Below are 23043 nucleotides of genomic sequence, written 5' to 3' on the forward strand. Positions count from 1 at the left end.
GAGTGTCAAGCCGGGTGGCGGGAGGCCTCCCACTTGACTGAGGTTCACTCATGGAAATTGCGAAATCGATATGCTTTGAGAAATCGGGTTGCGGACCTGTCCTGACCACCCGCAAAATCCAGAAGCTGTCGGCGATTGGAACCGGCAGTTCAATATAGTCGGAGGGGAGATGATTGTGTCTACAGCGTTTGGGATGTATCGGGCGAGTGCGATGGCCGTCGCAGCCATCGCTGCGATCATTTTGATGGGTTGCGCCACCCAGGACACGGGTCCCGTCGAGGAGTGGCAGCAATTGCGCGACGAAGCGCAGTCCTATTTCTGCGAATGGAAAATCGGATCTGCTATCAATTCAGAATCCCAGGCCTATGACCTCGCCAAGGAGGAATTCGGCGAGGATGATCTCAGGACCGCAGAGATTCTTCATGGCTTGGCGCAATTGCACCGCGCTCACGGAGATGACGAGGTCGCCGAGGAGTTGTATCATCGAGCGCTTCGACTCTTTGAAGAGCACTACACGGCCGACGATCCGGAGCTCGCCCAGATTCTGGCGAATATGGCCCAAATGTACGCCGACAGGGAGGACTTCGAGCAGGCAGAGGCATACGCCGACCGCTCGTTTGCAATCCGAGAGAAGGCCTTCGGACCGGATTCGCCGGAGGTTGGCCAGAACTACTTTCTATACAGCTACATCCGACTTTCCGAGGAGAGGATCAACGAGGCGGAAGAATTGGCTCTCAGATGTTTCGAACTCCGCAAACCACTCGGCGATGACAATGAGTCTCTCTGCGATGAGCTCGGTCATCTTGCGACCGTGTACGAGTTCCAGGATCGATATGAGGAGGCGCTGGAGCTTCGAAAACGCGCCGTTGCCCTTTATGAAGACGAAATCGCAATTGTCTACCCGGATGGATACATTAACGTGCTCAATGGACTCGTGAATACCGAGTTGATGCTCGGCATGAACGAAGAAGCCGAAGAGCACCTCCTGAAGGCCCTTGAGATCGCCCAGGACTTCTTCGGTCCATCCGATGCTCACACAGCTGAGGAGATGGTAGGGATTGCCGAGGTGCATACATTCGTCATCAAGAGCGATCAGGCAAAAGACTGGATCGGGAAGGCCATGGAGGCGGTCGGCAAAGCCTTTGACCCGAACAGCCCGGAATATTCCGCAATGCATTGGAAACTCGAGCAGATGCGCAGTTCACTCGATGACTCGGAAGGAGCTTTGGAACTGGCCAATGAATGGCTGGAGCATGCGAGGGAGAAGTATGAGACCGATGGAGATGCCAGAGGGATGATCATCGCCCATGACGCTGTTGCAGGCGCCCTGATCAGGCTGAAGCGCCGGGACGAGACAATACTCCATCTTGAGAAAATGCTCAAGTTCCAGGAAATCCACTACGGTGCAAACCATAGCGAAGTTGGAATGACCCACCTCCTTCTAGCCTGCCATAGTCTTCTGAAAGGCGACAAGACACGAGTTGAGCAAGAGGTTGCCTGGGTTCGAGCAGTTTGGATGACGGCTCCAATCGATGAGAATCTGGAGAGGGTGGAACAATTGCAGCCATACATCCGGTATTTTGAATCCCAAGGCCGACACGATGTCGTGGCACTCATCCTGACACGCATCGTCGCGGTGTACGATGAGATCCTCGGTCCGACCGACGAGAAGACATTTGAAACCCTCTCCGATCTCACCGAGGCCTACTCCAATGACGGAGATATGGAGGGCGCACTCGATGTCCTCAAGGACGTCGTAGCCCGACGACGCGAAAGCCCCGGGAAGTACCAGATTAAAATGATCAGCGCGATGGATGATCTGGCTTCCTACTACGACTGGCTGGATATGTACGAAGAATCCGAACCGATCTACCGCGACGAGATCGATCTCCTCACTGCGAATGTTGGCCCTGAAGACTCTTGGACGGCCGATGCATGGAACAATCTGGGATATTCCCTCTGGCTCCAGGACAAAGACGAGGAAGCGGAAGAAGCCTATAAGAAATCCATCGCCATCTACGACTCGATCAGTCAAGACACACGCGGACGGCGAGCTTCTCCCACGTACAATCTTGCGCTTCTCTACGAATATCATGACAGAGCGGAAGACGCAGAGCGTTGTTTCATGCAGTGCCTCGCCATGGAAGAAGGCGAACTCGGCCCCGACCATCCCGAAGTCGCCGCCACCCTGCGCAGCATCGCCACCTTCTACAGAAACCTTGGCCGCGACGCTGAAGCAGAAGAATTCGACCAACGCGCTACCAATATCGATGGGGAGGAGTAGACCGTAAGGGACACGCGACTTGACCATGGAAGACCTGCGGAGTTTCAGGGAACGATTTGGAGACGATGAGGAAGCGCTTCGCCGCGAGCTTGAAGAACTGGAGAGCTCGGTCGCTCCGGATCTGTCTCGTCGACATGGGATCGTTGGTCGCCTGGCGGAGATCTGTCTGGAACGGAAGCAATTCGACGAGGCCGATCACTTCGCCGCACGCCTCGTTGAACTCGCTGTCGAAGAATACGGTCCGATTCATATCCGCGTGGCGGGCAGCCTCTCAAGTCTCGCAACGATCCGTCGGAAGTGGGGGAACTGGGAAGAGGCCAAGGTGCCATTCTATCGGGCAATCGAGGTCGCGCGACAGGTTCCCGCAACGCGCACGCTCGAGCAAGGCCAGGAGTTCCTCCGCAATGCACGTGATCTCTTCGCTCGCGGTTACGTGGAAGAAGCTGTCCTCGACCTGGAATTGGCCTGCCCGATTCTTCTCAGACACCTCGGCCCAGACCACCGAGATTACCTGAGGGCACTCCAGTTCCTGGCCACTGCCTACTCAGAGATCCCGGATCTGGACAGCGCCCGGCCGATCCAGAAGGAACTGCTGGAACATTGGCGCCGGAACGGCGGCGAGCAGAATGGCATGCTCGAGACGGCCCTTCAAAATATGGCTCGTCTCGAATCGCGGGCTGGCGCGTTGGTTGAGGCTCTGGAGTACTTCCTGGAATGGCGAGACCTTTGCCTGCAGGCCTATGGGTACTACGACCTCCTGACGGCCAATGCCTACGCCGAACTCGGTGGGTGCCTGCGTTACATGAAGCGATGGGAAGAGGCGAAAGAAATCCTGGAGATGGCGCTTGAGATTTATAAGGAACTGGACGCCTCTCGCCATCCCGGCAGCATCGAGCCACGCCTGGACCTTGCCTGGGTCGAAGGGAATACGGGTGGACTGCAAGCCGCCCAAAGCCTCTACCACGAAGCGCTCGACATACAGATCGAAACCACCGGAGAGATCCATCCCGAGGTCCACCGCATTCTCAAGATCCTGGCCAGCTTTCACGGTATGCGTGGGCGACATGATATCGCCGACCAACTCGATGAGGATGTCAGGCGGATCAAGAAGGCCTTGGAAGATCGTCCGGCGAACGCGTAGTCACGTTGCTCGCCGCCCTTCCCGCTTGCACCGGCGCCCCCGCCCGACTATCCCCCGTTGTCTTGACTCTGTGGAGGATTCGTCGTGGGCAAACGCGTCATCGTAACGGGCAGCAATGGACTGATCGGCTCGGAGTGCGTCCAGCACTTTGACGATCTCGGCTGGGAAGTCGTCGGCGTGGACAATAATATGCGCCGCCAGTTTTTCGGGCCGGACGGCGATACGCTTTGGAATCTGGAGCGCCTGCGCGCCGCGACGCGCAACTTCCGCCACTGCGACAGCGACATCCGCGACCGCGATTTCATCGACCGCCTGCTCGGCGAAGTCCGCCCCGACCTGGTCATTCACGCCGCCGCCCAGCCCAGCCACGATCTCGCCGCCCGCATTCCGGTCGACGATTTCGAGGTGAACGCCAACGGCACTCTGAACCTCCTCGAGGCCACCCGCCAGCACGCTCCCGAAGCCGTCTTTGTCTTCATGAGCACCAACAAGGTCTACGGCGACGCGCCCAACTCGCTGCCTCTCGAAGAGCTTGAAACCCGCTGGGATTTCGCCGACGAGCGCCGCGGCGTGGGAATCGACGAGCGGATGTCGATCGACCAGTCAATGCACTCGCTCTTCGGCGTGTCGAAGGTCGCCGCCGACGTCATGACCCAAGAGTACGGCCACTACTTCGGAATGAAGACAGTCTGCCTGCGCGGCGGCTGCCTGACCGGTCCGGCCCACAGCGGCGCCCAGCTCCACGGCTTCCTTAGTTACCTCGTGAAGTGCGCCATGCGGGGTGACAAGTACACCGTCTTCGGCTATAAGGGGAAGCAGGTCCGCGACAACATCCACAGTTACGACGTGTGCCGGGCGATCGAGGTCTTCGCAGCAAATCCTCGCCCCGGCGAGGTCTACAACATCGGCGGCGGCCCAGGGAACTCGGTTTCGATTCTCGAAGTCATCGCACGAATCGAGGAACTCTCCGGACGGCGTCTGGACTGGGAATACAGCGACAAAGCCCGCAGCGGCGATCACATCTGCTACTACACCGACCTCGGGAAATTCCGCCGCGACTACCCCGAGTGGGATATCACGAAGTCACTGGATGATATTCTGAAGGAAGAAATCGCCCAGGTAGAGAAGAGCCTGGGGTAGTTGGGTGGTTTGCCACAGATGGGGAGGATGGACACAGCTTGAGAGCAAGGACTCGTCGCCACACCAGCTAGACCATTCGCTTCCAGTACTCCAAGACCTCCGGCGGCAGGGACTCTTCCTCTCGGCTGAGGCGTGCCTCGATGATCATTCGTTCGTGTCGAACTGCCTGCGCGAAATCCTCGTAATCCTGGATGATGTCCACTTTCTCGATTTCCCGCAGCCTCTTTGCGGCGAGTTCGAGTGTCTGATCGAGGCTTTCAATCGGCCACACATAGGCGCGGCACAGGAACAGTACGAGGGTCGTGACTGACCTGACCTCCTCGTGATTCCTTTCAGTAGCTTCAGTCTTGGCCAGGTATTCGGTGATGATCTCGGAGAACTCCGAGCCGCCAAAGAAGTCATCAAAGAAATCTACTGCCGAATCGGCTTCCCATGGCAGTTCGCCCCAGGCACCCATGACTTACGCGCTCCTACTCGCCACTCGTCACTAGCCACTAATCACTGACTATTCCCCACTAGCCACTTCCCTCTTCGTCAACTCCGCAACCTTCTCCAGGAACGTATCCGGGTCGATGGGCTTGGTCATGAAGGCATCGGCTCCGATCGAGCGCCGCCATTCGTCGTCCGAACGCCCCGTTTCCTGGGTCAGCCCTGTCAGGACCATGGCTGGGATGTTCTTCGTCGTCTCGTCCTTCCGTAGTTCCATCAGCAGCTGGTAGCCGTTCATCTTCGGCATCTTCATGTCCAGCACGACCAGGACGGGGAGCGTTGCCCGGATGCAGGCCAGCCCCGACTCGCCGTCGTGGGCGATGCAGCAGGCGAACTGGCGCGACTCCAGCATCAGCCGGATCAGATCGCACACCTCGCGCTCGTCATCGATCACACAAACCTTTGGCCGATCGGGCATCATGCGCTCCTATTCTCCCATGGCGAAATCTTGCGGAGAGAGTCGGAACGGCTGCAACGAAAAGCCGCTTCGGCCTGTCGCACGAAGAGTGAGTCAACTTGCTCCGCAGGACGATGCAACACGGCATCGCGGACACCAGGTGTCGCCCTTAGCTTTTTTCTAACATAGCTGAAAGTGCAGGGGGAAATGTTCAGATCAGGCGCGCTTTGGACGGAACTGGACTTAAAGTGGGGCCGCCCCCCAGGTGGCCCAGGTGTCCCCCGCGAACCGTGATCCCGCGGCAGCCTTCTATGTCCAGTTGTGTCAGTATTTTTCCCTATGTTCTTCGATAGAGGAGAGGACGTTCCAACTACTGCCAGAATGTCATGAAAAGGTCCCCGGCTCCCGCAGGAATCGGCAGGACTTTTGGCCTCGGCTCGAAAGAACGCTTTATAGAAACGCACGCGCGAGGCTGCCAATCCGCTTGACCCCCCCGAGGGTGGCCCGCAAGGTGCGTCGCGAAGTCGGGAGGGCAATCCGGGGCAACGCGATAGCAGGACCCCAAAGTTGCGTACTTTCACTCAAAAAGAATAGATCCATTCCAATATAGGAAAGGTGCATCATGGCAAATCCGAAGGTATCTATCAACGGTTTCGGGCGTATCGGACGCCTGGTTCTGCGCGCGGCTATCGAGAAGGGCACCGTCGACGTCGTCCACATCAACGACCTGGTCCCGGTCGCCACCAATGCTCACCTGTTCAAGTATGACTCCATCCACGGCCAGTTCGATGGTGAAGTCGCCACCGACGGCAACGATCTGATCATCAATGGCAAGCGTATCCACGTGACCGCCATCAAGGATCCGACCGAGCTGCCCCACAAAGAAAACGGCGTCGACTTCGTCGTCGAGTCCACGGGTATCTTCCGCAAGAAGGCCGACGCTGGTAAGCACATCACCGCCGGCGCCAAGAAGGTCATCGTTTCCGCCCCGTCCCCGGACGCCGACGCGACCATCGTCATGGGCGTGAACTGCGACAACATCCCGGCCGATGCCGAGGTTCTGTCGAACGCCTCCTGCACCACCAACTGTCTCGCGCCGGTCGTCAAGACCCTGCAGGACAAGTGGGGTGTTGTGAAGGGCCTCGTCACCACGATCCACAGCTACACCAATGACCAGGCGGTTCTGGACATCGCGCACAAGGACCTTCGTCGTGCTCGCGCCGCCGCCATCAACATGATCCCGACTAGCACTGGCGCCGCCAAGGCCATCGGCCTCGTGATGCCGGAGCTTAAGGGCAAGCTCGACGGTCTCGCTGTTCGCGTCCCGACGCCGAACGTCTCCATCGTCGACTTCGTGGCCGAGCTTAAGAGCAACGCCAGCGCCGATGAAGTCAACGCCGCCCTCCGTGAGGCCGCTGCCGGCCAGTTCAAGGGCATCATGGCCGTCTGCGACGAGCCCCTCGTCTCCGGCGACTTCAACCACAACCCGCACAGCTCCATCGTTGACTCCGGTTGCACGTACTGCGTCGACAACCTTGTCAAGGTGCTGTCCTGGTACGACAACGAGTGGGGCTACTCCAACCGTTGCATCGACCTGATGGTGAAGATGTCCAAGTAATTCCGGCCCGTTCCAGTTTGGGTTCGGACGAACTCTCTCCGGCCCGGCGGACGGTCCCACGTCCCGCCGGGCCGGTTTTCTTCTCAGCAATCGCAAAATCTAAAGGAGTGTTACCATGGCCCGCAGACCTTTCGTCGCCGGCAATTGGAAGATGAACAAGCTGCGCTCCGAGGCGGCCGATCTCGTCGGAGCATTGATTCCCAAGGTTCAATCGGTCAGTGAAGTCGACATCGCCGTTTGCCCCGTTTTCACGGCGCTGGACGTCGTGAGCGAGCGCGTCAAGGGCACCAACGTCATGCTCGGCGCCCAGAACCTCTACACCGTCGAGAAGGACGGCAAGCTGGTCATGAACGGCGCCTACACGGGCGAAGTCAGCGCAGAGATGCTGGCCGACGCCGGCGTGCAGTGGGTGATCCTCGGCCACAGCGAACGCCGCCAGTACTTCGGCGAAACCGACGCCAGCGTGAACGCCAAGGTCCGTGCGGCCTGGGCGGCAGGCGTGAAGACCATCATCTGCGTCGGCGAGCTGCTCGAGGAGCGCAAAGCCGGCAAGACCAACGAAGTCGTCGAGACACAGGTCCGCGGCTGCCTCAAGGATCTGGACCCGGACAAGGTCAAAGAAGCCGTTATCGCCTACGAGCCCGTCTGGGCGATCGGCACCGGCGAAACCGCGACTCCCGAGCAGGCTCAGGAAGTCCACGCGATGATCCGCGGACTGCTGAAGGACCTGTTCGGCGACGCCGTGGCGGACGCCGTGCGCATCCAGTACGGCGGCTCCATGAAGCCCGGCAACGCCAAGGAACTGATGGCCCAGCCGGACATCGACGGCGGCCTGATCGGCGGCGCCGCCCTCAAGGCCGACGATTTCTTCGGAATCATCGACGCCGCGCGGTAGGCGCACCATGCTGCAGAACTCACTCGGGCGCCCCATTGCGGGCGCCCGTTTGCTTGTTATTCACACGCCAACTCCCCGACACGCCAATTGACGGGCTGCCCCTTGCGCAGGCTAGGATGCCCGCGACCGCTTGCTCCGGAAGGAATGCCTGCTCCATGTCCGAAAAGCTCACCGTCGAAGGCATCGATCTTCACCTCGCTCATCCCGATGATGTGAAGACCCGCTGGATCGGCAACGAACGCGTCCGCGAACAGCTCATTGCCGCCTGGACCGTCGTGGCCGAAGGCGACCTGCCGCTCAATCCGCGCCTGCTCGGCAAACCCGGCGTCGGCAAGACGACGCTGGCCTACAGTGTCGCTCGAGAGATGGGGCGCGAAGTCTATATTCTTCAGTGTACCATGGATACGCGGCCGGAAGATCTGATCGTCACTCCTGTGATCGCGGGGGAGGGCAAGATCGCCTACCACGCGTCGCCCCTCGTAACGGCGATGCTGCGCGGCGGCGTCTGCATCCTGGACGAAGGCAACCGTATGAGCGAGAAGTCCTGGGCCTCGCTGGCTCCGGCGCTCGACATGCGACGCTACGTCGAATCCGTCGTCGCGGGTATCAAGGTCCCCGCCCATCCGGAGTTCCGCGTTGCCGTCACGATGAACGACGACGCGTCGACTTACGAGATTCCCGAGTACATCCAGTCCCGCCTTCAGCCGCAGATCGAAGTCGGCTTTCCGCGCCGCGATGAAGAGATCGAGATCCTACGCTTCAACGTGCCCTTTGCAGATGATAAGATTCTTGCCTACGTGGCGGACTTTCTCCAGAAGGCACATTCCGTGAACCTCCCCTTCAGTAGCCGCGACGGTGTGAACATCCTGCGCTACGCGTTGAAACTCGGCGCTCAGCGCAAGAATCCGCCCGAAGGTCACCTGGCCGAATCCATCGAGGCCGTCCTCGGCGAGGAAGGCGCGGAGTTCCTGGACAGTGGCCTGCCCGCGGATCGGCTGCGCGGCGCGATGCGCGATCTGGAAGAATGGGAAGTCGAAGACGACGACGGCGAGTACTCCGACGATTTCTTCGACGAGGACGACGAGGACTCTCCCGACCGGTGAATCTGACGCGCGCATTTGCTCTCCGGTGGTTGGCGGCAACGCTGGTTGCCGGTAGTATCTTCTTTTTCGGCTGCGGAGACGATTCTGCGCCGGAAGAACCCGAAGACGTAGCGGCGGAGATTTCCCGTCGCGCCGATGAAATCATCGCGGCGTCCGATGCATCGTCGATGCCCGAGACTTTCGAGTATCCCGACGGCGAAGAGGGCGTGCGGTACGTTCCTTCGCCCCCCAACCTGAATCTTCCGCACGGAACATGGAGTCCCCCGACCCGCGACGATCAAACGACTCCGGGCGAGATCGTCCACACGTTCTCCATGGAGGGCTGGCCCGAGGATATCGCCATCGATGATCAGGGGACGGTGCTGATTGGGTGGGACGACAGTTTGCGAAGCTACAAAGTCAGTTCGGCGGAACCGGAGATGCTGAGCGACAAGGGCGCTCGTTCCCTGCAGTGGCATCCCGATGGCAATCATCTGCTCGTCTCCGGCCCTTGGCAGAACGCCATGTACGAATGGCCTTCCGGCCGCAAAATCAATGATATCGAAATCGCCGCGCCGGGCCTGCTGCAATTCGCTCCAGATGGGAAGAGTCTCTGGTCCGTGAAAAACGTGATCGGAGCCGAAGAATTGCTCTCTGCCGAGAGCGAAGTGCGCGTCAGCCTTCAGGTCGACGTGTATCCCTTCGAAGGCGCGTCGACTGCCACGAAAGTCATGAGCACGTCCGCTTTCGCCATGATCGGCACCATGCCGAGCATCGGGATGGCCTGGGGGCACGCCGCAAAGGCCTTCCAACTCGACCCGTGGCCGGCGCCTCTGATCGAACTCGATGAGAATCTCATCCAGGAATCTGTCCTGACCAGGCCCACCAATTCGGTGGACCTGGACCCGCACGCCGGGGCGCCCGAGTTCGTGTACTTCATCCGCGCGCGGCAGCGCGGTGGCCGCAGCAGTCGCGCCTGGGTCACGAGCGTCAACGACAGCAATCTTGAGCGATCCCTCACTGCAGAACCCACCTACGACATCGCGATCTCGCCGGACGGACGCCGCGTGGCTCTGCTGGTTCTGCGCGACGATCAAGGCGTCCTTCTACGCACGACGCGCGAAGCCCTTTTTGCGCGCGATCTGACCGATGCGCTCGCTTCGCGGGAAGAATTCAAAAAGCAGTCGCGTAAAGCTCTCGAGGCCGTGCGCGGTTCCTTCAGGCGTACCGAGATGGGGCAGACGCTCAAGCTTGGAGACTTCGGCTGGGAGGTCGAATGGCCTCCCGAAGAGGGGTTGATGTTCGTCATGGACGAAGCACTCCGTGCGGCGCTCAAGCGCGACGTCGGCTTGGACCTGCCGGATGGGTTCGAGGCTCTCGGGCAACTCGACGATTTCCTCGCTGAAAGCGATGGGATCTGGCCGGAGGAACCCGCGACTGTCGTGGCTGTGGCTTCGCTTTACGGAAATGTCCTGAACGACGAATCGGATGTGGATTGGTATCTGGCCACCAGCATGCCCGAGATGAGTTATGCACTGCGTGACTTCACAGTCAGTGACGGCCTGATGTACTCCCTGCACTCGCCGTTCCTGGTCGCGCGCGAGCGCCTTCAAGGCCGTGCTCGACTCGATGCTACGGCGACCGATCTGCTGCTCCATTGGGAACGCCCGATCGCTCTCGTCGAGAACTTCGAGGAGAGTACGCTCAACGGTTTCCTGGGCGGACTCGCCGGCGAGGCAGGTATTCCAATCGGAGCGAAGGAAGACGCCATCTTCGAATCGGCAGCGCTCCGCGCGCCTCAGAATGACGTCGCACAGATGCTTGCGCGTTCCGTTGCGCAGCGATTCGGCGACCGGACGATGGAGATGGTCACTTCGTTTAACCTGGCGGAGAACAACCCGGCGAACGGCCGGGCTCTGGTCATGGCCGCGCAGGCAGCCCAACGCCTGCTGCAGGACAAGGCCGCCCTGCGCCTGTACGACCAGGCGGCAAAGCTCTCTCCGGACGATCTGGACGTGATGCTGGCCGTCGCGATCGGCTACTTCGACGAGAACCTGTTCGACGAAGCCGAGGAGCGCTTCCTGCAGGCTCGCCGCATCGACGAAATCGGTCTGGCGCATGAAATCATCGACGAAAACCTGAAGCAACTGCGCGCGCTGCGGGACGCAGAGAAAGCCGAAGACGAAAGCGAGGTTATTCCATGATTTGCGGCACCGGAGTCGACATCGTTGAGATCGAGCGAATTGCGGCAGCCCTGGAACGCCACGAGGGACGGATGAAGCGCCGTCTGTTCACCGATCACGAGCGCGAATACTGCGAAGCGCGCCACACGGCGGTGCTGCACTACGCCGCGCGCTTTGCCGCGAAAGAAGCCTTCAGCAAAGCCGTCGGCACAGGCATGACCCGTGGTCTTGGATGGAAAGATGTTGGTGTCGAGAACCTCCCGAGCGGCGAGCCGCGCCTGGAACTGTCCGAGCGTGCCATGGAGTTGATGGCCGAACGCGGCGCGAAGAGGGCCCACATCACGCTCTCCCACAGCCACACCGTCGCCGTCGCATTTGTGGTGATCGAGGACTGACGATGCGGTTGCTGCGCACGGCGCTGCTCTTCGCCCTGTTGTTGCCCGGCCTTCTTGCGGCCCAGGGCGGGGGCGAAGTCGTGCTGCCGGGCGATGAAGCCACAACGCAGACCTGGCACGCCGTGCGGATGGGCCTGACCGCTGAAGTCAGCCCGCTGCGCTCTCTCGTTCGCCAAGGCCAACGTGAAGCGGAACTCGCAGAAGCCGTCGATGCGATCGAACGCGATCTCGATTTGTTCCAGAGGCACGCAGAGGCCCTGGCCATCGAGGAATCCGCCGCGATCAAGGAAGTCCGCGACAAGGTCGATAAGCTCCTCGACAACCTGGTGTATGACTACGCCAACGGTTATGGATCGCAGTTTCCAACCACGCTTCGCCTACTCGAAGAATCGATGGCGCGCCTCGAAGATCTCGCCAAGCGATCCGATATTCGAATAGGCCGTCGCGGTCTGGGGCGCTATGCCTCGATGCCGGATGACTGGCAGGCTCCGAAGTACCCTGAACCCATCATTCAACCTCAAATCGCCATGATGACCGGCAACGAGATTTGTCGGACGATCCGCGAACGCGCCGACATCATGCGGCGCGAGCCAAAGGATTCCCTCGAAAATGAGGGCGCAGTCGCTGGTCGTGAAATCGGCGAATTGGCTCGCGCTCTGATTCTTCGCCAGGGCGATGTTCCGCCGATTTCTCGCCGCGGGTTTCGCAACACGGCCCTGCAGATGGACGTGATTTCCGAAAACATGGTGGAGTTCGCGCAGAAGAACGATTGGCCGAATTACCGCCGCCAGATTATTGTCCTCGACGAAGCCCTCGAACGCGCGTTCCTTTACCTCGAAATGGGTGAGTAGCACTCATGAGCCGCAAACCGCAGACAGCGGATCCTCCCGGAAAGGTACCGCAGCCAATCTGGCGGCGTTGGCCCGCTTCGTTCTGGCGCGCGGCGGCGGCGGCCGGCCTCACGGCCATGGCGCTCGGTCTGATGTCCTGGACCGGGCCGCGTATCACCGCGCCGGGATTCGCGCCGATGGGGTTGCTTGGGCTGGCGCTGCTGCTTTCTGGGCCTCCGCGAGCAATCGAACAGCGCACCGTGCGGCAGTCAGTCTTTCTCTACGTCGCGTTGGCAGGACTGATCTTTCCAGCCTTCGTCGCGTTGGGATTTGCCTCTGAGTCCGAGGCTGCCATTCTCACCCTTCCTTATTGGGCGGCGGTATTCGGATTTCTAGTGCTTGGATGGCGCTTTCGCCAGCAGGACGCCGATCTGCCCATCATGACTGTCGGCGCGATGGCCGTGGTAGGACTGATTCTCTCGTACGCCTATGACGGCCCATCCGCGCGTGTCTGGTGGGCGGCCAGTCTGATCTGGATGGGCGGAGTCGTCGTCGCGGGCGGTTCCATGCGTCGCAAACTCGAGGATTCGCCGCCGCTTCTCGGTGCCGTGGGCTGGTTCGCCCTGGCAGTAGCGGCTCTCACAATCCAGGAACTCGGCAATGTGCGAACGCCCGCCGCCGTGGACGAGTTCCACGCGGCGATCATCCCGGAGGACTTCGGGGCCGCCCTCGCGGCGTGGAAGCTCCATGCCATTGCGGGGTGGGGGATGGGCAGCTTCACTCGCGTCATGTCGGAATTCTCCATGCGCCCTCCCGGCCTCTCGCCGTATATGACCAAGGGCGCCCTCCGGCTCCTTCTTGAAGTCGGCCTCGTGCCGGCCGTCCTTGTCGGCATCGGAGTTCTTGCAGGATTCGCAACGACGATTACGACTCGGGCCTGGGATCGCTCGCGCGTGATTGCACTCGGTTTGGCTGGGCTGTGGGTGATGGCAACGCTCACCGTTCGCCACGCGCCAATTCGTGAGTTGTACGTCGCCGCATTGATCCTCCCCTCGGCATTCGGGCGCGTTCTGCCGCCGGAGGAATACGCTTCCGAGGATTTCATCCCTCCGACTGAACGGACTTCCTGGGCGACGGCGCTTCTGCTGATTGTTGGAATCGCGATCGCCTATCCGGCGGCACGCTGGGGTTACGAGCGCCAGGATCCTCGCGACGATCCGGAGGCCAGTTCCGTACTTCCCTATTGGACAGACCCCCTGCGGAGCCGCGCGTGGCACTATCGAACGCGTTGGCAGGAGGTTGAGCAGTACACGGATCCTGCGAAGCTGCTCCAGCCGATCATCAAGGAGTGGCGTTCCTCGGCGCCGCACGACGAGTACGCGCACATTGAAGCCCTGCGCCTGGCTGCGCGACGCCCGGAATCGCCATGGGCCGATGACGCAGTCGAACATGCAATCGCGCGCTTGCCATGGTCCGATACGACAGCCGCGTGGATTGTGCGCGTGCGCCTGGAACAGGGACGTCCTCGCGAGGCGCTGCAATTCCTTGGCGATTTGAGACGCCGACGCGGCAGCCTGCCGCCGATTCTGCAGCGCGAAGTTTCCACCATCCTTTCCGGACAATTCCAGGAGGCTCCTGCCGATGGCGATCGAGATTGAATGGAAGTTTCTTGTGACGAAGCTGCCCGCACTGCCGAATGTCGCGCCGGTTCCCATCCTGCAGGCCTACCTCTCGGCTCATCCGGCGATTCGCGCGCGCCTCAAGGGAGGCAAAGGCTACCTGACGGTCAAGATGCAGACCGGTGACGCGGAGGAAGGCAAAGCCGCACGCCGCTACGAGTTCGAGTACGAGATCCCCATCGACGATGCGCGACAGTTGATCGCCCTCAGCTCGCACCGCACCGAGAAGCAGCGCTACGTCTTGGCGAACGGCATCGAGTTGGATGTCTTCGAAGGCCCCCACTCAGGTCTTGTGGTGGCGGAACTCGAAGTCGAATCCGACGATGTCGAACCAATACCGCCGCCCGGTTGGGAGTGGATCAACGTCTCCGACCGCGCCGAGTACACCAACCAATGGATGGCCCACAACGGGATGCCGCCGGATGCGGTTTGCGCTCTGCCATAGCACGCCCTTGCATTGACGCCACGCGTCTTACGAGACATTTCTTGATGTGAATCCTGTGGGAGTTCCGCGTCTTGCCGATCCTCGTCACCGCCTTCGAACCATTCAGCACGTACACCGAGAATTCCTCGCAGTGGATTCTGGAGGAACTTCGCACGCTGAACGGTGGATCCGAAGACGTTCAGACACTGCTGCTCCCGGTCAGCTACGAACGTGCGGCCGACGTTGTTCTCGATGAACTCGCCAAAGGCTCCTACGATCAGATTCTGATGCTCGGAATGGCCGGCCCCACGTCAGAGGTGCGTATCGAGACGCTGGCTCGGAATCGGGACGAGGCAGAATTGCCAGATTGCGACGGCATTGTCCGCCGAGGATGCGAGATCCTGCCAGATGGGCCCGAGACGCTTCTTCCAAGTTTCCCCCGAGACGATCTGAAGACGATCATCTCCAATCACGGTTTCACCGTCGAGGTCTCCGAGTCCGCGGGGCGATACGTCTGTAATCACACGTACTTCCTCGTTGCGGCGGCCCTGACCGCCGGTGGCGGCCCTTTCGAAGCCCCCCTTTGTACCTTCATCCATGTGCCTGCGCCCGCCGGCACGCGCGGCTTCGGCGGCTGGAGTCGCCTTGACGCTCGCCGCTTCTCTCAGGCACTTGCGGAGTGGTTTCGCAAAGAGTCGGCCGATCAATGAGTGAACCGCTTGAACATGTTGTGATCGATGCCAGGATGCTGTCCCATTCCGGGATTGGCACGGCACTGCGTGGGCTGCTGCATGCCTGGGACCAGGCGCCGCCGCCGTTCCGCCTCACGCTGCTCGGCGATCTCAAGCTCCTCGACGCGCAAGTTCCCGGTTCGCTCAAGGCCGAGTTCATGGAGTTCGATCTGCCGATCTACTCGCCTGTTTCTTTTCTCTCTGGAGCCCCCACGGGCGATGCACAAGTCTTCCTCTCTCCGCACTACACTGCGCCGCTGCGCGTTGCTCAGCCCGTCGTTGCGATTGTGCACGACCTGATTCACGTGACGCATCCGCCGCGCCGCGGGACCGCCTCCTACATGAAAGTCTATCTGGCGGAACTCCGTCGTCGCGCATCGTTCATTGTCACGCCATCGCGCCACACAAAAGTTCAGCTTCAAACGCTGCACGGCTTCGATGCGCATCGCGTGCTGACGCTTCCCTGGGGACCTGGAATCATCGGGCTGACCAAGCCGGAAGATCTGCCGCCGGATGCGCTGCCCGGGGGGGATTTCATTCTGGCCGTCGGCATTAACAAGCCGCACAAGAACTGGGGCTTCCTGCTCGAACGCCTCGCGGGCCTTTGGAAGTCCGGACGCCTCGAGATTCCACTCGCCGCCGCAGGACTCGACGAGGAAGGGCGAGAAGCTCTCGCAACGCGCGCGGCGGAACTCGATGTTCCGGGATGGGTTTCCTTCGTTCCCCATGTGACAGATGGCCAGATGGCATCGCTATACAAGAAGGCCCGCGTCCTTGCGTTCTGCTCCCTCGTGGAAGGTTTCGGCTTCCCTGTTCTCGAAGCGATGGCCTCCGGCACACCCGCCATCGTAACGGACCTCGCGCCCATGAATGAAATCGCCGGTGACGCCGGATTACTCTTCGATCCGGACGATGGTGAGTCATTCGACGAGGCACTTATCCAGGCTGCCACCAACGACGATGTACGCGAACGCTGTCGCGAACGTGGCCTTGAACAAGCCAAACGGTTTCGTTGGGAGAAGATTGCTCGTCAGATGGAAGAAGTCCTGGAGCGCACACACGCCGAATGATCGACGCCCAACACCAGCACCATGCCGAGCGTGATGAACGTCGCCGTCGCCGGCCGATGTCCGCTTGGACATGGAGCGCGGTGGTCATCGCAATGGTGATCCTGGCCGGCGAGGCTTTCTGGTTTGGAAACCAGTGGGGCGAGATGCGTCCGCAGGAAGAGATCCTGCACTACAGTAATCCCACCGGCCAGGGCGAGAGACTCAGGGGACTCGCGATGACGTTCTATCGCGGCGTGAACTTCGAGACCCCCATCGAGACGCGCATCCTTCGGGGCGAACTGCGTTTTCCGCTCAACGATGAACTCGGCGAAGGCATGCCGTGGAGAAGCATCTCCGTCCGTATGAGCGGTCAATTGATCGTTCCGAAGACTGGAGACTACCGCTTCTTCCTGTACTGCGATGATGCTGGACGCGTGACGGTGGGGGACACGTTGGTGCACGACGCCTGGCCGCGGCAGACTCGCGCGGGACAGGCCAGCGAACCCATCCACCTTGAAAAGGGCACCGCGCCGATCACGGTTGAAGTGCGGAACGATTACGCGAGTGGCTGGATCGCGATGGAATGGGCCGGACCCGGTTTGGGGCGGCGCTACATGACGACCGACGACTTTTTCGCGGACCCCAATCCGGGAGGCGTGCCGTGAAGACTCGTTTCTTTGCCGCGTGCGGCCTCCTGCTCGTGCTCTTCTGGTGGTTCGTCCTGGCCTTTCAGTCGGAGTACGGCGACGGCGCGCGCATCCAAGCGGCTTTCCGGAATCGACCGGATTTCGGCGTCGAGGCCGCCTGGAAGTACATCGGGCCGCGTCCTCAGGAAGGCGAGAAGCTTGTCATCTACGGTCGCCAGGGCCTCGGCGACAAAGGATCGCGCATTACTCTGAAGGCCTATCTCACCAATCCGGGGAAGCCGCCACCGCACACATCGGTCTGGAAGAGCGCATCCGTCCAGACGCCGGACATTTTCACTTTCAGCCAACTTGTCCTTCCCGATTGGCCGAAAGGCAAAGACCTCTACATCGGCCTGTCATGGAATATGCACGCCCCCATCTGGTGGGAGCGCGGTCCGTGGCCGCATGGGATGCTGGAATCGAAGCCTTTCATCCGCGAGAAGACGAACGCCCGCTTCACTCCCGGTACCCGTGGAGATGAATTCGCCGGGCTGGATGTCCGAATTATCCCGGAGTCGAGAATCGCATCGCAGCCGGACGTCGACGCTCTTCCGCCCGCGTCGCAGGGCTTCACCCTCCCGTGGACATGGCTTCTTGTCTGGGCCGCCATGATCTGCGCCGGACTCTGGAGGCTGCCAAACTACAGAACGATCTGGCTTGTCTACAACGCCTTCATGGGAGTGCTTGTTTTGAAGGCCATGGAAGCCCTTCTGCCCAATCAATACCTGTGGGGCGGCTATTTCCTTCAGCGCACCGGCGAGCGCGCTTTCTGGATCGGCTTGATCCTGCTACAGGTTCTCTCCTTCCCGCCTCTGGCGCCGATCTGGAGACGTCTCTCTGTTCGGATCTGGAAGTTTGCCTACTGTATCTACAGGCCCTGGTTGCTGATTGGGATTCTTCCGATCATCGCTTCAATAGTCTGCGTGGCTATCTGGAAGTTCCCTGTTCGTATGATGTACGGCGATGGATTCGGCGCGCTGGCTATTCCGGGTTACGATTACCACAACCCGCTGGCGGTCGCGCTTTATCGCGTGTTCCGCGCAGTCGAGCCTATGATCACAACATTTGTGAACGCAAAACTGGGGACGCAGTTCGTCCTGCGCCCCGGTTACGCCGACATGGAACTCCTGCCGTACTTCTTGATTCTCTTCTCGCCGCTGTTCATTCTTGGCACCTGGGGAATTGCCTGGGAAATTGGACGGAACCTGCGTGAGCGCACCATGCTCTGGGCGATTCTGCTCTCGGCCAAGACGCTTCTGCTTCAGTTCCAGTACATCGAAGTCTACGGACCGGCCGTTGCCATTACGACTGTCACCGTGTGGTTGGTCCTCCGCGCGTACTTGAAGCATCGCGACGTCGTCCTCTGCACTGTGGCGGCCTTCTTCGCCTATCTGTTCCACATGTCCTTCGCTCCGGCACTTCCGATTTTGGCCCTACTGTGGTTCCGCAGAGCGATCGCCTTCCGATTTCATCCGGGATGGTGGGCACCCAGACTGCTGGCCGTCGCGGCGCTGGCGGGATTCATCTGGTTGAACACCTTGCTGGTGCTGTTCGTGATGAAGCACCACTACGACGTCGTAGCCTTCGGGCGCGCCGTTCCCGAAAACGGCCTCGCCATGCTGAAGGGCTCGACGGGCCTTCCTCACGAGCAGGTCTTCCTGCAGTGGTCCGAAGTCAACTACACGCACTTCTACACACTGCCGACATGGGAGCACTTCTCCCAATGGGCCGGCTCGTTGATCTTCCTCACCGGACCGGGGCTCTTCTGGCTCGGGCTCTGCGCCATGCGTCGCATCAAGACGTGGGGCCGAACGGCCATTGGTTGGGGATTCCTGATCGGGGCCGTGGCATTTCTTGTCGCGTCGTTCTTCCTGGCAACCAGTTTCCCGAATCCGAAGGACTGGGACGTCTTCTCCGAGGCGTGGGTGATCTGGTGCGTCGCGTCGCTGCTCTTCATGACGCGACTGCGGACACTGCCGCCGCACGTCACGCGTTGGGGACTGCTGGCGCTGTTGATGTACCAGCTTTGGGACACGGGCCTTTGGCTGGTGTACAACCTGTCCTGGGGGCCACCAGTGGGGCAGAGGATCTTCCTCTTCTATTAGTCTCTCGCATGCCTATATGCCCATTTTTCCTTGCCGAATCAGCATTCCAGCCCCCATTCTTAAGCTCAGACTGATACCAACCGCGCAAGGACCGTACAATGAACCGGCTTCTCCCCGGCGCCGTTATGGCGCTGCTTTGTCTTTCGTATCCATTTCTTTCAATTGCCTCGGAGACACCCGTTTTTGGCGATATCGGGAAATCGTCAGCCGTGAATCTGTCGGACGCCGTCCTGATGCAGCGCGAGCTTAACGTCGGACCGCTCCCGTACGATCAGTTTCTTGACATCAACCTGGATGGGCAGCTCACCTCCCGGGATGCGGAGCTCCTCTATCTCTGGTCCATTGGGGCGATTCCCGTGATTCCATATCTGGAGGACTGATCTGAAAGCACTTACGGCCCGCGCCTCCGAAATGCCGACCAACATGGGTCCATTTCGGGGGCGCAGGGAACCGTTGCAGCCCAATAGAGCCAGCCTGGAAGATAGCCGGAAATTGCCTCGCAGGCGCATTCCCCCTTGACGCGACAAGGGGATTGCCTTCACAAGCACACGTCTTTTTCGGAGGTTACCGACCAATGCCAGTACCCAGAAGACGCCACTGCTCCTCCCGCCAGGGGAAGGACCGGGCGCATAAGAAACTCTACCGCAAGCTGACCGTTCCGTGCGAAAAGTGCGGCGAACCGAAGCTGCGTCACCGCGTTTGCCCCGCATGCGGTACCTACAAGAAGCGGGATGTAAAGCCCGTCGTCACCACCTGATCGTGGCGACCCCCTAGCACTCTGAAAGAGAGTCGAATACATGCGGGTCGCTCTCGATGCGATGGGTGGGGATCTTGGTCCCCGGCCGGCGGTCGAGGGGGCGGTTCTTGCTGCCCGGCGCTACAACATTGAAGTCGCGCTGGTTGGCAAGCCCCGCTACCTGGAACGCTTTCTTGCGGCGATGAAGGTCAATGATCGCCGGATTTCGATCGTTGAAGCCAACGACGTGATCCGGATGACCGATTCGCCCAGCGAAACGCTGCGCCGTCGGAACTCCTCGCTCGCCATTGCCGCTGGCCTCGTCAAGAACGGGGAGGCGGATGCCCTCGTTTCCGCAGGGAACACGGGGGCAGTGCTAGCTCATTGTCTGCTGTCCTGGCGAACACTGCCAGGCATCAAGAAACCCGCAATCGCGACCTTCCTACCGACGCTCGAGGAATCGATCATCGTCCTCGACGCCGGCGCGAACGTCGATTGTAAGCCCCCCCAATTGATCAATTTCGCGATCATGGGGTCGGTTTACTGCCGCTATGTTTTGAAGCGCCAGAGCCCGCGCGTCGGGCTTCTTTCCATTGGCGAAGAGGAAACAAAGGGCAACGAAGTCACCGTCGCGTCCCACAAGCTGCTCCGGGAAACAGACCTGAATTTCCTGGGCAACGCAGAGGGGCGCGATGTCTTTACCGGGGACTTTGACGTGATCGTGTGCGACGGATTCGTCGGCAACGTCTTGCTCAAGACGGCCGAGGGCGTTGCCTCGATGGTTTTCAGAACGTTGAAGAACGAAGTGCGAAAGAGCGTCATCGCGTCGCTCGGGGCGGCCGCCATGCGGCCCGCAGCCAAGCGCGTCAAGGCCCGTACCGATTACGACGAGTACGGCGGCGCGCCGTTGCTTGGCGTAAACGGCATCTCGATTATCGCCCATGGACGGTCGAATCGAAAGGCCTACATGAACGCTCTTCGCGTGGCCGCCGAGTGCCACAACCGCGAGTTGGTTCGGCATCTGAGTGAGGAGCTGGAGCGGGTGAATAAGCAGATTGCCCCTCTTCAGCAGAATGCCGAGGCTGGCGCCGAATCGTAGGGATGAGTCTTCCCCCGCCTGCCCGCGATTTGCACACCAGTTCAATTTTGCTCAAAAGGTGGATCAACAAAAGTGAATCTCCCGACACGTTCCGGCATCCTGGGAGTAGGTACCGGAATCCCTGAGACAATCCTGTCCAACGCCGACCTTGAGAAGATGGTCGAGACCAGCGACGAGTGGATCACAAGTCGCACGGGCGTTCGCGAACGCCGCATTCTGGCTGAGGGCGAGACGAACGCGCAGTTCGGCGCCGAAGCCGTCCGGAATGCCGTGAAGAACGCCGGCCTGACACTCGATGACATCGACCTGATCATTTCCTGCACGTTCACACCGGACTACACGGCTCCGAACGCGGCGTGCATGGTGCACAGCAATCTGGGCCTCAAGCAGCAGGCCCCTGCCTTCGACCTGAACGGTGCTTGTTCCGGGTTCGTTTATGGATTGCAGGTTGCCGATTCGCTCGTTCGCACGGGCGTTTATCGCAACATCGCCGTCATCGGCATGGAAGCGATCACCCGTGGCGTCGACTTCACCGACCGCAACACGTGTGTTCTGTTTGGTGACGGTGCCGGCGCGGCCATCGTTGGCGCGATGCCCGAAGGCAGCAACCGCGGCATCCTCAGCACCTTCTGCGGTGCCGATGGCCAGGGCCACGACCTCATCACGCTTCCCGCATCGGGCAGCGCCGAGCCGATCAACGAAGAGCGTCTACGCGACAAGATGCACTGCCTCCGCATGAACGGTCGCGAAGTCTTCAAATTCGCCGTTCGCATCCTCGGCACCGCCATGGACGAAGCCATGAAGCGCGCCGATATGACGATCGACGACATCGATCTGCTCATTCCGCACCAGGCGAACATCCGAATCATGGACGCCGCCGTGGATCGCTTCGGCATTCCGCGCGATCGTGTTGTTTGCAACGTCGAGCGCTTCGGAAATACCTCTGCCGCCAGCATTCCGCTCGCCCTCGGTGAGATCGTCGAGAGCGGTCGCCTGAAGGAAGGCATGACCGTTGGACTCGTTGCCTTCGGCGCGGGCCTGACTTACGCCGCCTCGATCGTTCGCTGGTAATCGGAAACCGACCGAAGAGGAGTTGTCATGACGAAGATTGCCTACATCTTCCCCGGGCAGGGCAGCCAGGCCGTCGGCATGGGCAAGGATGCCGCCGAGCACAATGCTGACGCGAAGCAGATGTTCGCCAAGGCTGACGAAGTCCTTGGCTACCCGCTGGCCCAGATGTGCTTCGAAGGTCCGGAAGAGGATCTGAAGCAGACGCAGAACACGCAGCCGGCGCTGTATCTTTCCAGCGCCGCCACGCTGGCCGTGCTGAGCGCCGCGGGTATCGAGCCCATGGCCGTGGCCGGTCACTCGCTCGGCGAGTACACCGCACTCTACGCCGCCGGATCGTTTGATTTCGAAACTGGCCTGAAGCTGGTCCGTCACCGCGGATTGGCCTTTGCCGACGCCGGCAACAAGCGCCAGGGCGCGATGGCCGCGATCATTGGGTTAGACGGCGCGAAGGTCGCCGAACTCTGTGAGCAGGCGAGCGGCGATCACGGTGTCTCCGTCCCCGCGAACTTCAACGATCCGACACAAACCGTCATCAGCGGCGATCCGCCGGCTGTCGAGAAGGCTTGCGAGCTCTGCAAGGAAGCCGGTGCGCGACGTGCGCTTCCGCTTCCCGTCAGTGGCGCGTTCCACTCGCCACTCGTCGAGCCCGCCCGCGATGCCATGCAGGAAGCTCTCGCCGACGTGACGTTGGCCGCGCCGAAGTACGGCTTCGTCAACAACGCCGATGCCAAGGCGCTGTCCGATCCGGATGCGATCAAGGATTCCCTGATCCGCCAGGTTACCAGCAGCGTCCGGTGGGTCCAATGCGTTGAGCAGCTTCTCGCGTTGGGGGCGGAAGCCTTCGTCGAAGTTGGTAGCGGCAAAGTCCTGGCCGGCCTGGTGCGTCGCATCAATCGTGACATCCCCGTTCACACGACGGAAAGCTGGGATGCGATCGAGAAGACCATCGCTGCATTGAAGGGCTGACCCAGCCAACCGCAAAATCTGAAACGACTACCAATTGGAGTAT

22 protein-coding genes are annotated in these 23043 nt (G+C 60.6%); 20 read left to right on the plus strand and 2 right to left on the minus strand.

The features are described from left to right. The first annotated feature begins 169 nt into the window (after positions 1 to 169). From KQI84_06820 to KQI84_06830, 3 genes are all read left to right on the plus strand, one after another. Entirely contained in the window at positions 170 to 2284 is a 2115-nt protein-coding gene (locus KQI84_06820; GenBank protein ID MCB2154582.1) for a tetratricopeptide repeat protein, read from the plus strand. A gap of 25 nt (positions 2285 to 2309) precedes the next feature. Further along, positions 2310 to 3425: a tetratricopeptide repeat protein gene (locus tag KQI84_06825; GenBank protein ID MCB2154583.1), complete on the plus strand. Its 1116-nt coding sequence runs from the start codon at positions 2310 to 2312 to the stop codon at positions 3423 to 3425. Positions 3426 to 3524: 99 nt separating this feature from the next. Continuing rightward, positions 3525 to 4565, plus strand: a complete 1041-nt coding sequence (locus KQI84_06830; protein MCB2154584.1) for an NAD-dependent epimerase/dehydratase family protein — start codon at positions 3525 to 3527, stop codon at positions 4563 to 4565. A gap of 67 nt (positions 4566 to 4632) precedes the next feature. Here the strand turns inward: KQI84_06830 and KQI84_06835 are convergent, their stop codons facing one another. Together KQI84_06835 and KQI84_06840 are read right to left on the minus strand one after the other, a co-directional pair. Continuing rightward, positions 4633 to 5022: a hypothetical protein gene (locus KQI84_06835; protein MCB2154585.1), complete on the minus strand. Its 390-nt coding sequence runs from the start codon at positions 5020 to 5022 to the stop codon at positions 4633 to 4635. A 48-nt stretch (positions 5023 to 5070) separates the two neighbouring features. Beyond that, positions 5071 to 5475, minus strand: coding sequence for a response regulator (locus tag KQI84_06840; GenBank protein MCB2154586.1), 405 nt, complete (start codon positions 5473 to 5475; stop codon positions 5071 to 5073). A 598-nt stretch (positions 5476 to 6073) separates the two neighbouring features. Between KQI84_06840 and gap the strand changes: the two genes are divergently transcribed. The 17 genes from gap (at position 6074) to fabD (ending at position 23000) form a co-directional block, all read left to right on the plus strand. Beyond that, a complete protein-coding gene (gap, locus tag KQI84_06845; protein MCB2154587.1) occupies positions 6074 to 7069 on the plus strand; it encodes a type I glyceraldehyde-3-phosphate dehydrogenase in 996 nt (331 codons plus the stop codon). 115 nt (positions 7070 to 7184) lie between these two features. Then, positions 7185 to 7964 carry a triose-phosphate isomerase gene (gene tpiA / locus KQI84_06850; GenBank protein ID MCB2154588.1) on the plus strand — a complete coding sequence of 260 codons (780 nt, stop codon included), beginning with the start codon at positions 7185 to 7187 and terminating at the stop codon, positions 7962 to 7964. A 155-nt stretch (positions 7965 to 8119) separates the two neighbouring features. Further along, positions 8120 to 9067, plus strand: coding sequence for an AAA family ATPase (locus KQI84_06855; protein ID MCB2154589.1), 948 nt, complete (start codon positions 8120 to 8122; stop codon positions 9065 to 9067). Next, the gene (locus tag KQI84_06860) at positions 9064 to 11250 is read left to right on the plus strand and encodes a hypothetical protein (GenBank protein MCB2154590.1); all 2187 of its coding nucleotides are present in this window, start codon (positions 9064 to 9066) and stop codon (positions 11248 to 11250) included. Before KQI84_06855 ends, KQI84_06860 begins: the two co-directional genes overlap by 4 nt. Then, positions 11247 to 11624 (plus strand): holo-ACP synthase, encoded by a 378-nt coding sequence (locus KQI84_06865; protein MCB2154591.1) that lies wholly within the window; start codon positions 11247 to 11249, stop codon positions 11622 to 11624. Before KQI84_06860 ends, KQI84_06865 begins: the two co-directional genes overlap by 4 nt. 2 nt (positions 11625 to 11626) lie before the next feature. Further along, entirely contained in the window at positions 11627 to 12475 is an 849-nt protein-coding gene (locus KQI84_06870; protein MCB2154592.1) for a hypothetical protein, read from the plus strand. 5 nt (positions 12476 to 12480) lie between these two features. Then, a complete protein-coding gene (locus KQI84_06875) occupies positions 12481 to 14112 on the plus strand; it encodes a hypothetical protein (protein MCB2154593.1) in 1632 nt (543 codons plus the stop codon). Then, on the plus strand, positions 14096 to 14578 hold the full coding sequence (locus KQI84_06880) for an adenylate cyclase (protein ID MCB2154594.1): 483 nt from the start codon (positions 14096 to 14098) through the stop codon (positions 14576 to 14578). The genes KQI84_06875 and KQI84_06880 overlap by 17 nt, the downstream gene beginning before the upstream one ends. A gap of 71 nt (positions 14579 to 14649) precedes the next feature. Then, positions 14650 to 15267 (plus strand): pyroglutamyl-peptidase I, encoded by a 618-nt coding sequence (locus tag KQI84_06885; GenBank protein MCB2154595.1) that lies wholly within the window; start codon positions 14650 to 14652, stop codon positions 15265 to 15267. After that, positions 15264 to 16358, plus strand: a complete 1095-nt coding sequence (locus KQI84_06890; GenBank protein MCB2154596.1) for a glycosyltransferase family 4 protein — start codon at positions 15264 to 15266, stop codon at positions 16356 to 16358. The genes KQI84_06885 and KQI84_06890 overlap by 4 nt, the downstream gene beginning before the upstream one ends. Beyond that, positions 16355 to 17002, plus strand: a complete 648-nt coding sequence (locus tag KQI84_06895; GenBank protein MCB2154597.1) for a hypothetical protein — start codon at positions 16355 to 16357, stop codon at positions 17000 to 17002. Before KQI84_06890 ends, KQI84_06895 begins: the two co-directional genes overlap by 4 nt. Then, on the plus strand, positions 16999 to 19128 hold the full coding sequence (locus KQI84_06900) for a hypothetical protein (protein MCB2154598.1): 2130 nt from the start codon (positions 16999 to 17001) through the stop codon (positions 19126 to 19128). Before KQI84_06895 ends, KQI84_06900 begins: the two co-directional genes overlap by 4 nt. Before the next feature lie 98 nt (positions 19129 to 19226). Then, positions 19227 to 19508: a hypothetical protein gene (locus tag KQI84_06905; protein ID MCB2154599.1), complete on the plus strand. Its 282-nt coding sequence runs from the start codon at positions 19227 to 19229 to the stop codon at positions 19506 to 19508. A gap of 194 nt (positions 19509 to 19702) precedes the next feature. Then, positions 19703 to 19885 (plus strand): 50S ribosomal protein L32, encoded by a 183-nt coding sequence (gene rpmF, locus KQI84_06910; protein ID MCB2154600.1) that lies wholly within the window; start codon positions 19703 to 19705, stop codon positions 19883 to 19885. Between the two features lie 40 nt (positions 19886 to 19925). Beyond that, entirely contained in the window at positions 19926 to 20963 is a 1038-nt protein-coding gene (plsX, locus tag KQI84_06915) for a phosphate acyltransferase PlsX (protein ID MCB2154601.1), read from the plus strand. A 72-nt stretch (positions 20964 to 21035) separates the two neighbouring features. Further along, complete coding sequence (locus KQI84_06920) at positions 21036 to 22034, plus strand: ketoacyl-ACP synthase III (GenBank protein MCB2154602.1); 999 nt, start codon at positions 21036 to 21038, stop codon at positions 22032 to 22034. Between the two features lie 27 nt (positions 22035 to 22061). After that, on the plus strand, positions 22062 to 23000 hold the full coding sequence (gene fabD, locus KQI84_06925; GenBank protein MCB2154603.1) for an ACP S-malonyltransferase: 939 nt from the start codon (positions 22062 to 22064) through the stop codon (positions 22998 to 23000). Positions 23001 to 23043: the final 43 nt, after the last annotated feature.

Source organism: bacterium (assembly GCA_020444065.1).
Taxonomy (GTDB): Bacteria; Sumerlaeota; Sumerlaeia; order SLMS01; family JAHLLQ01; genus JAHLLQ01.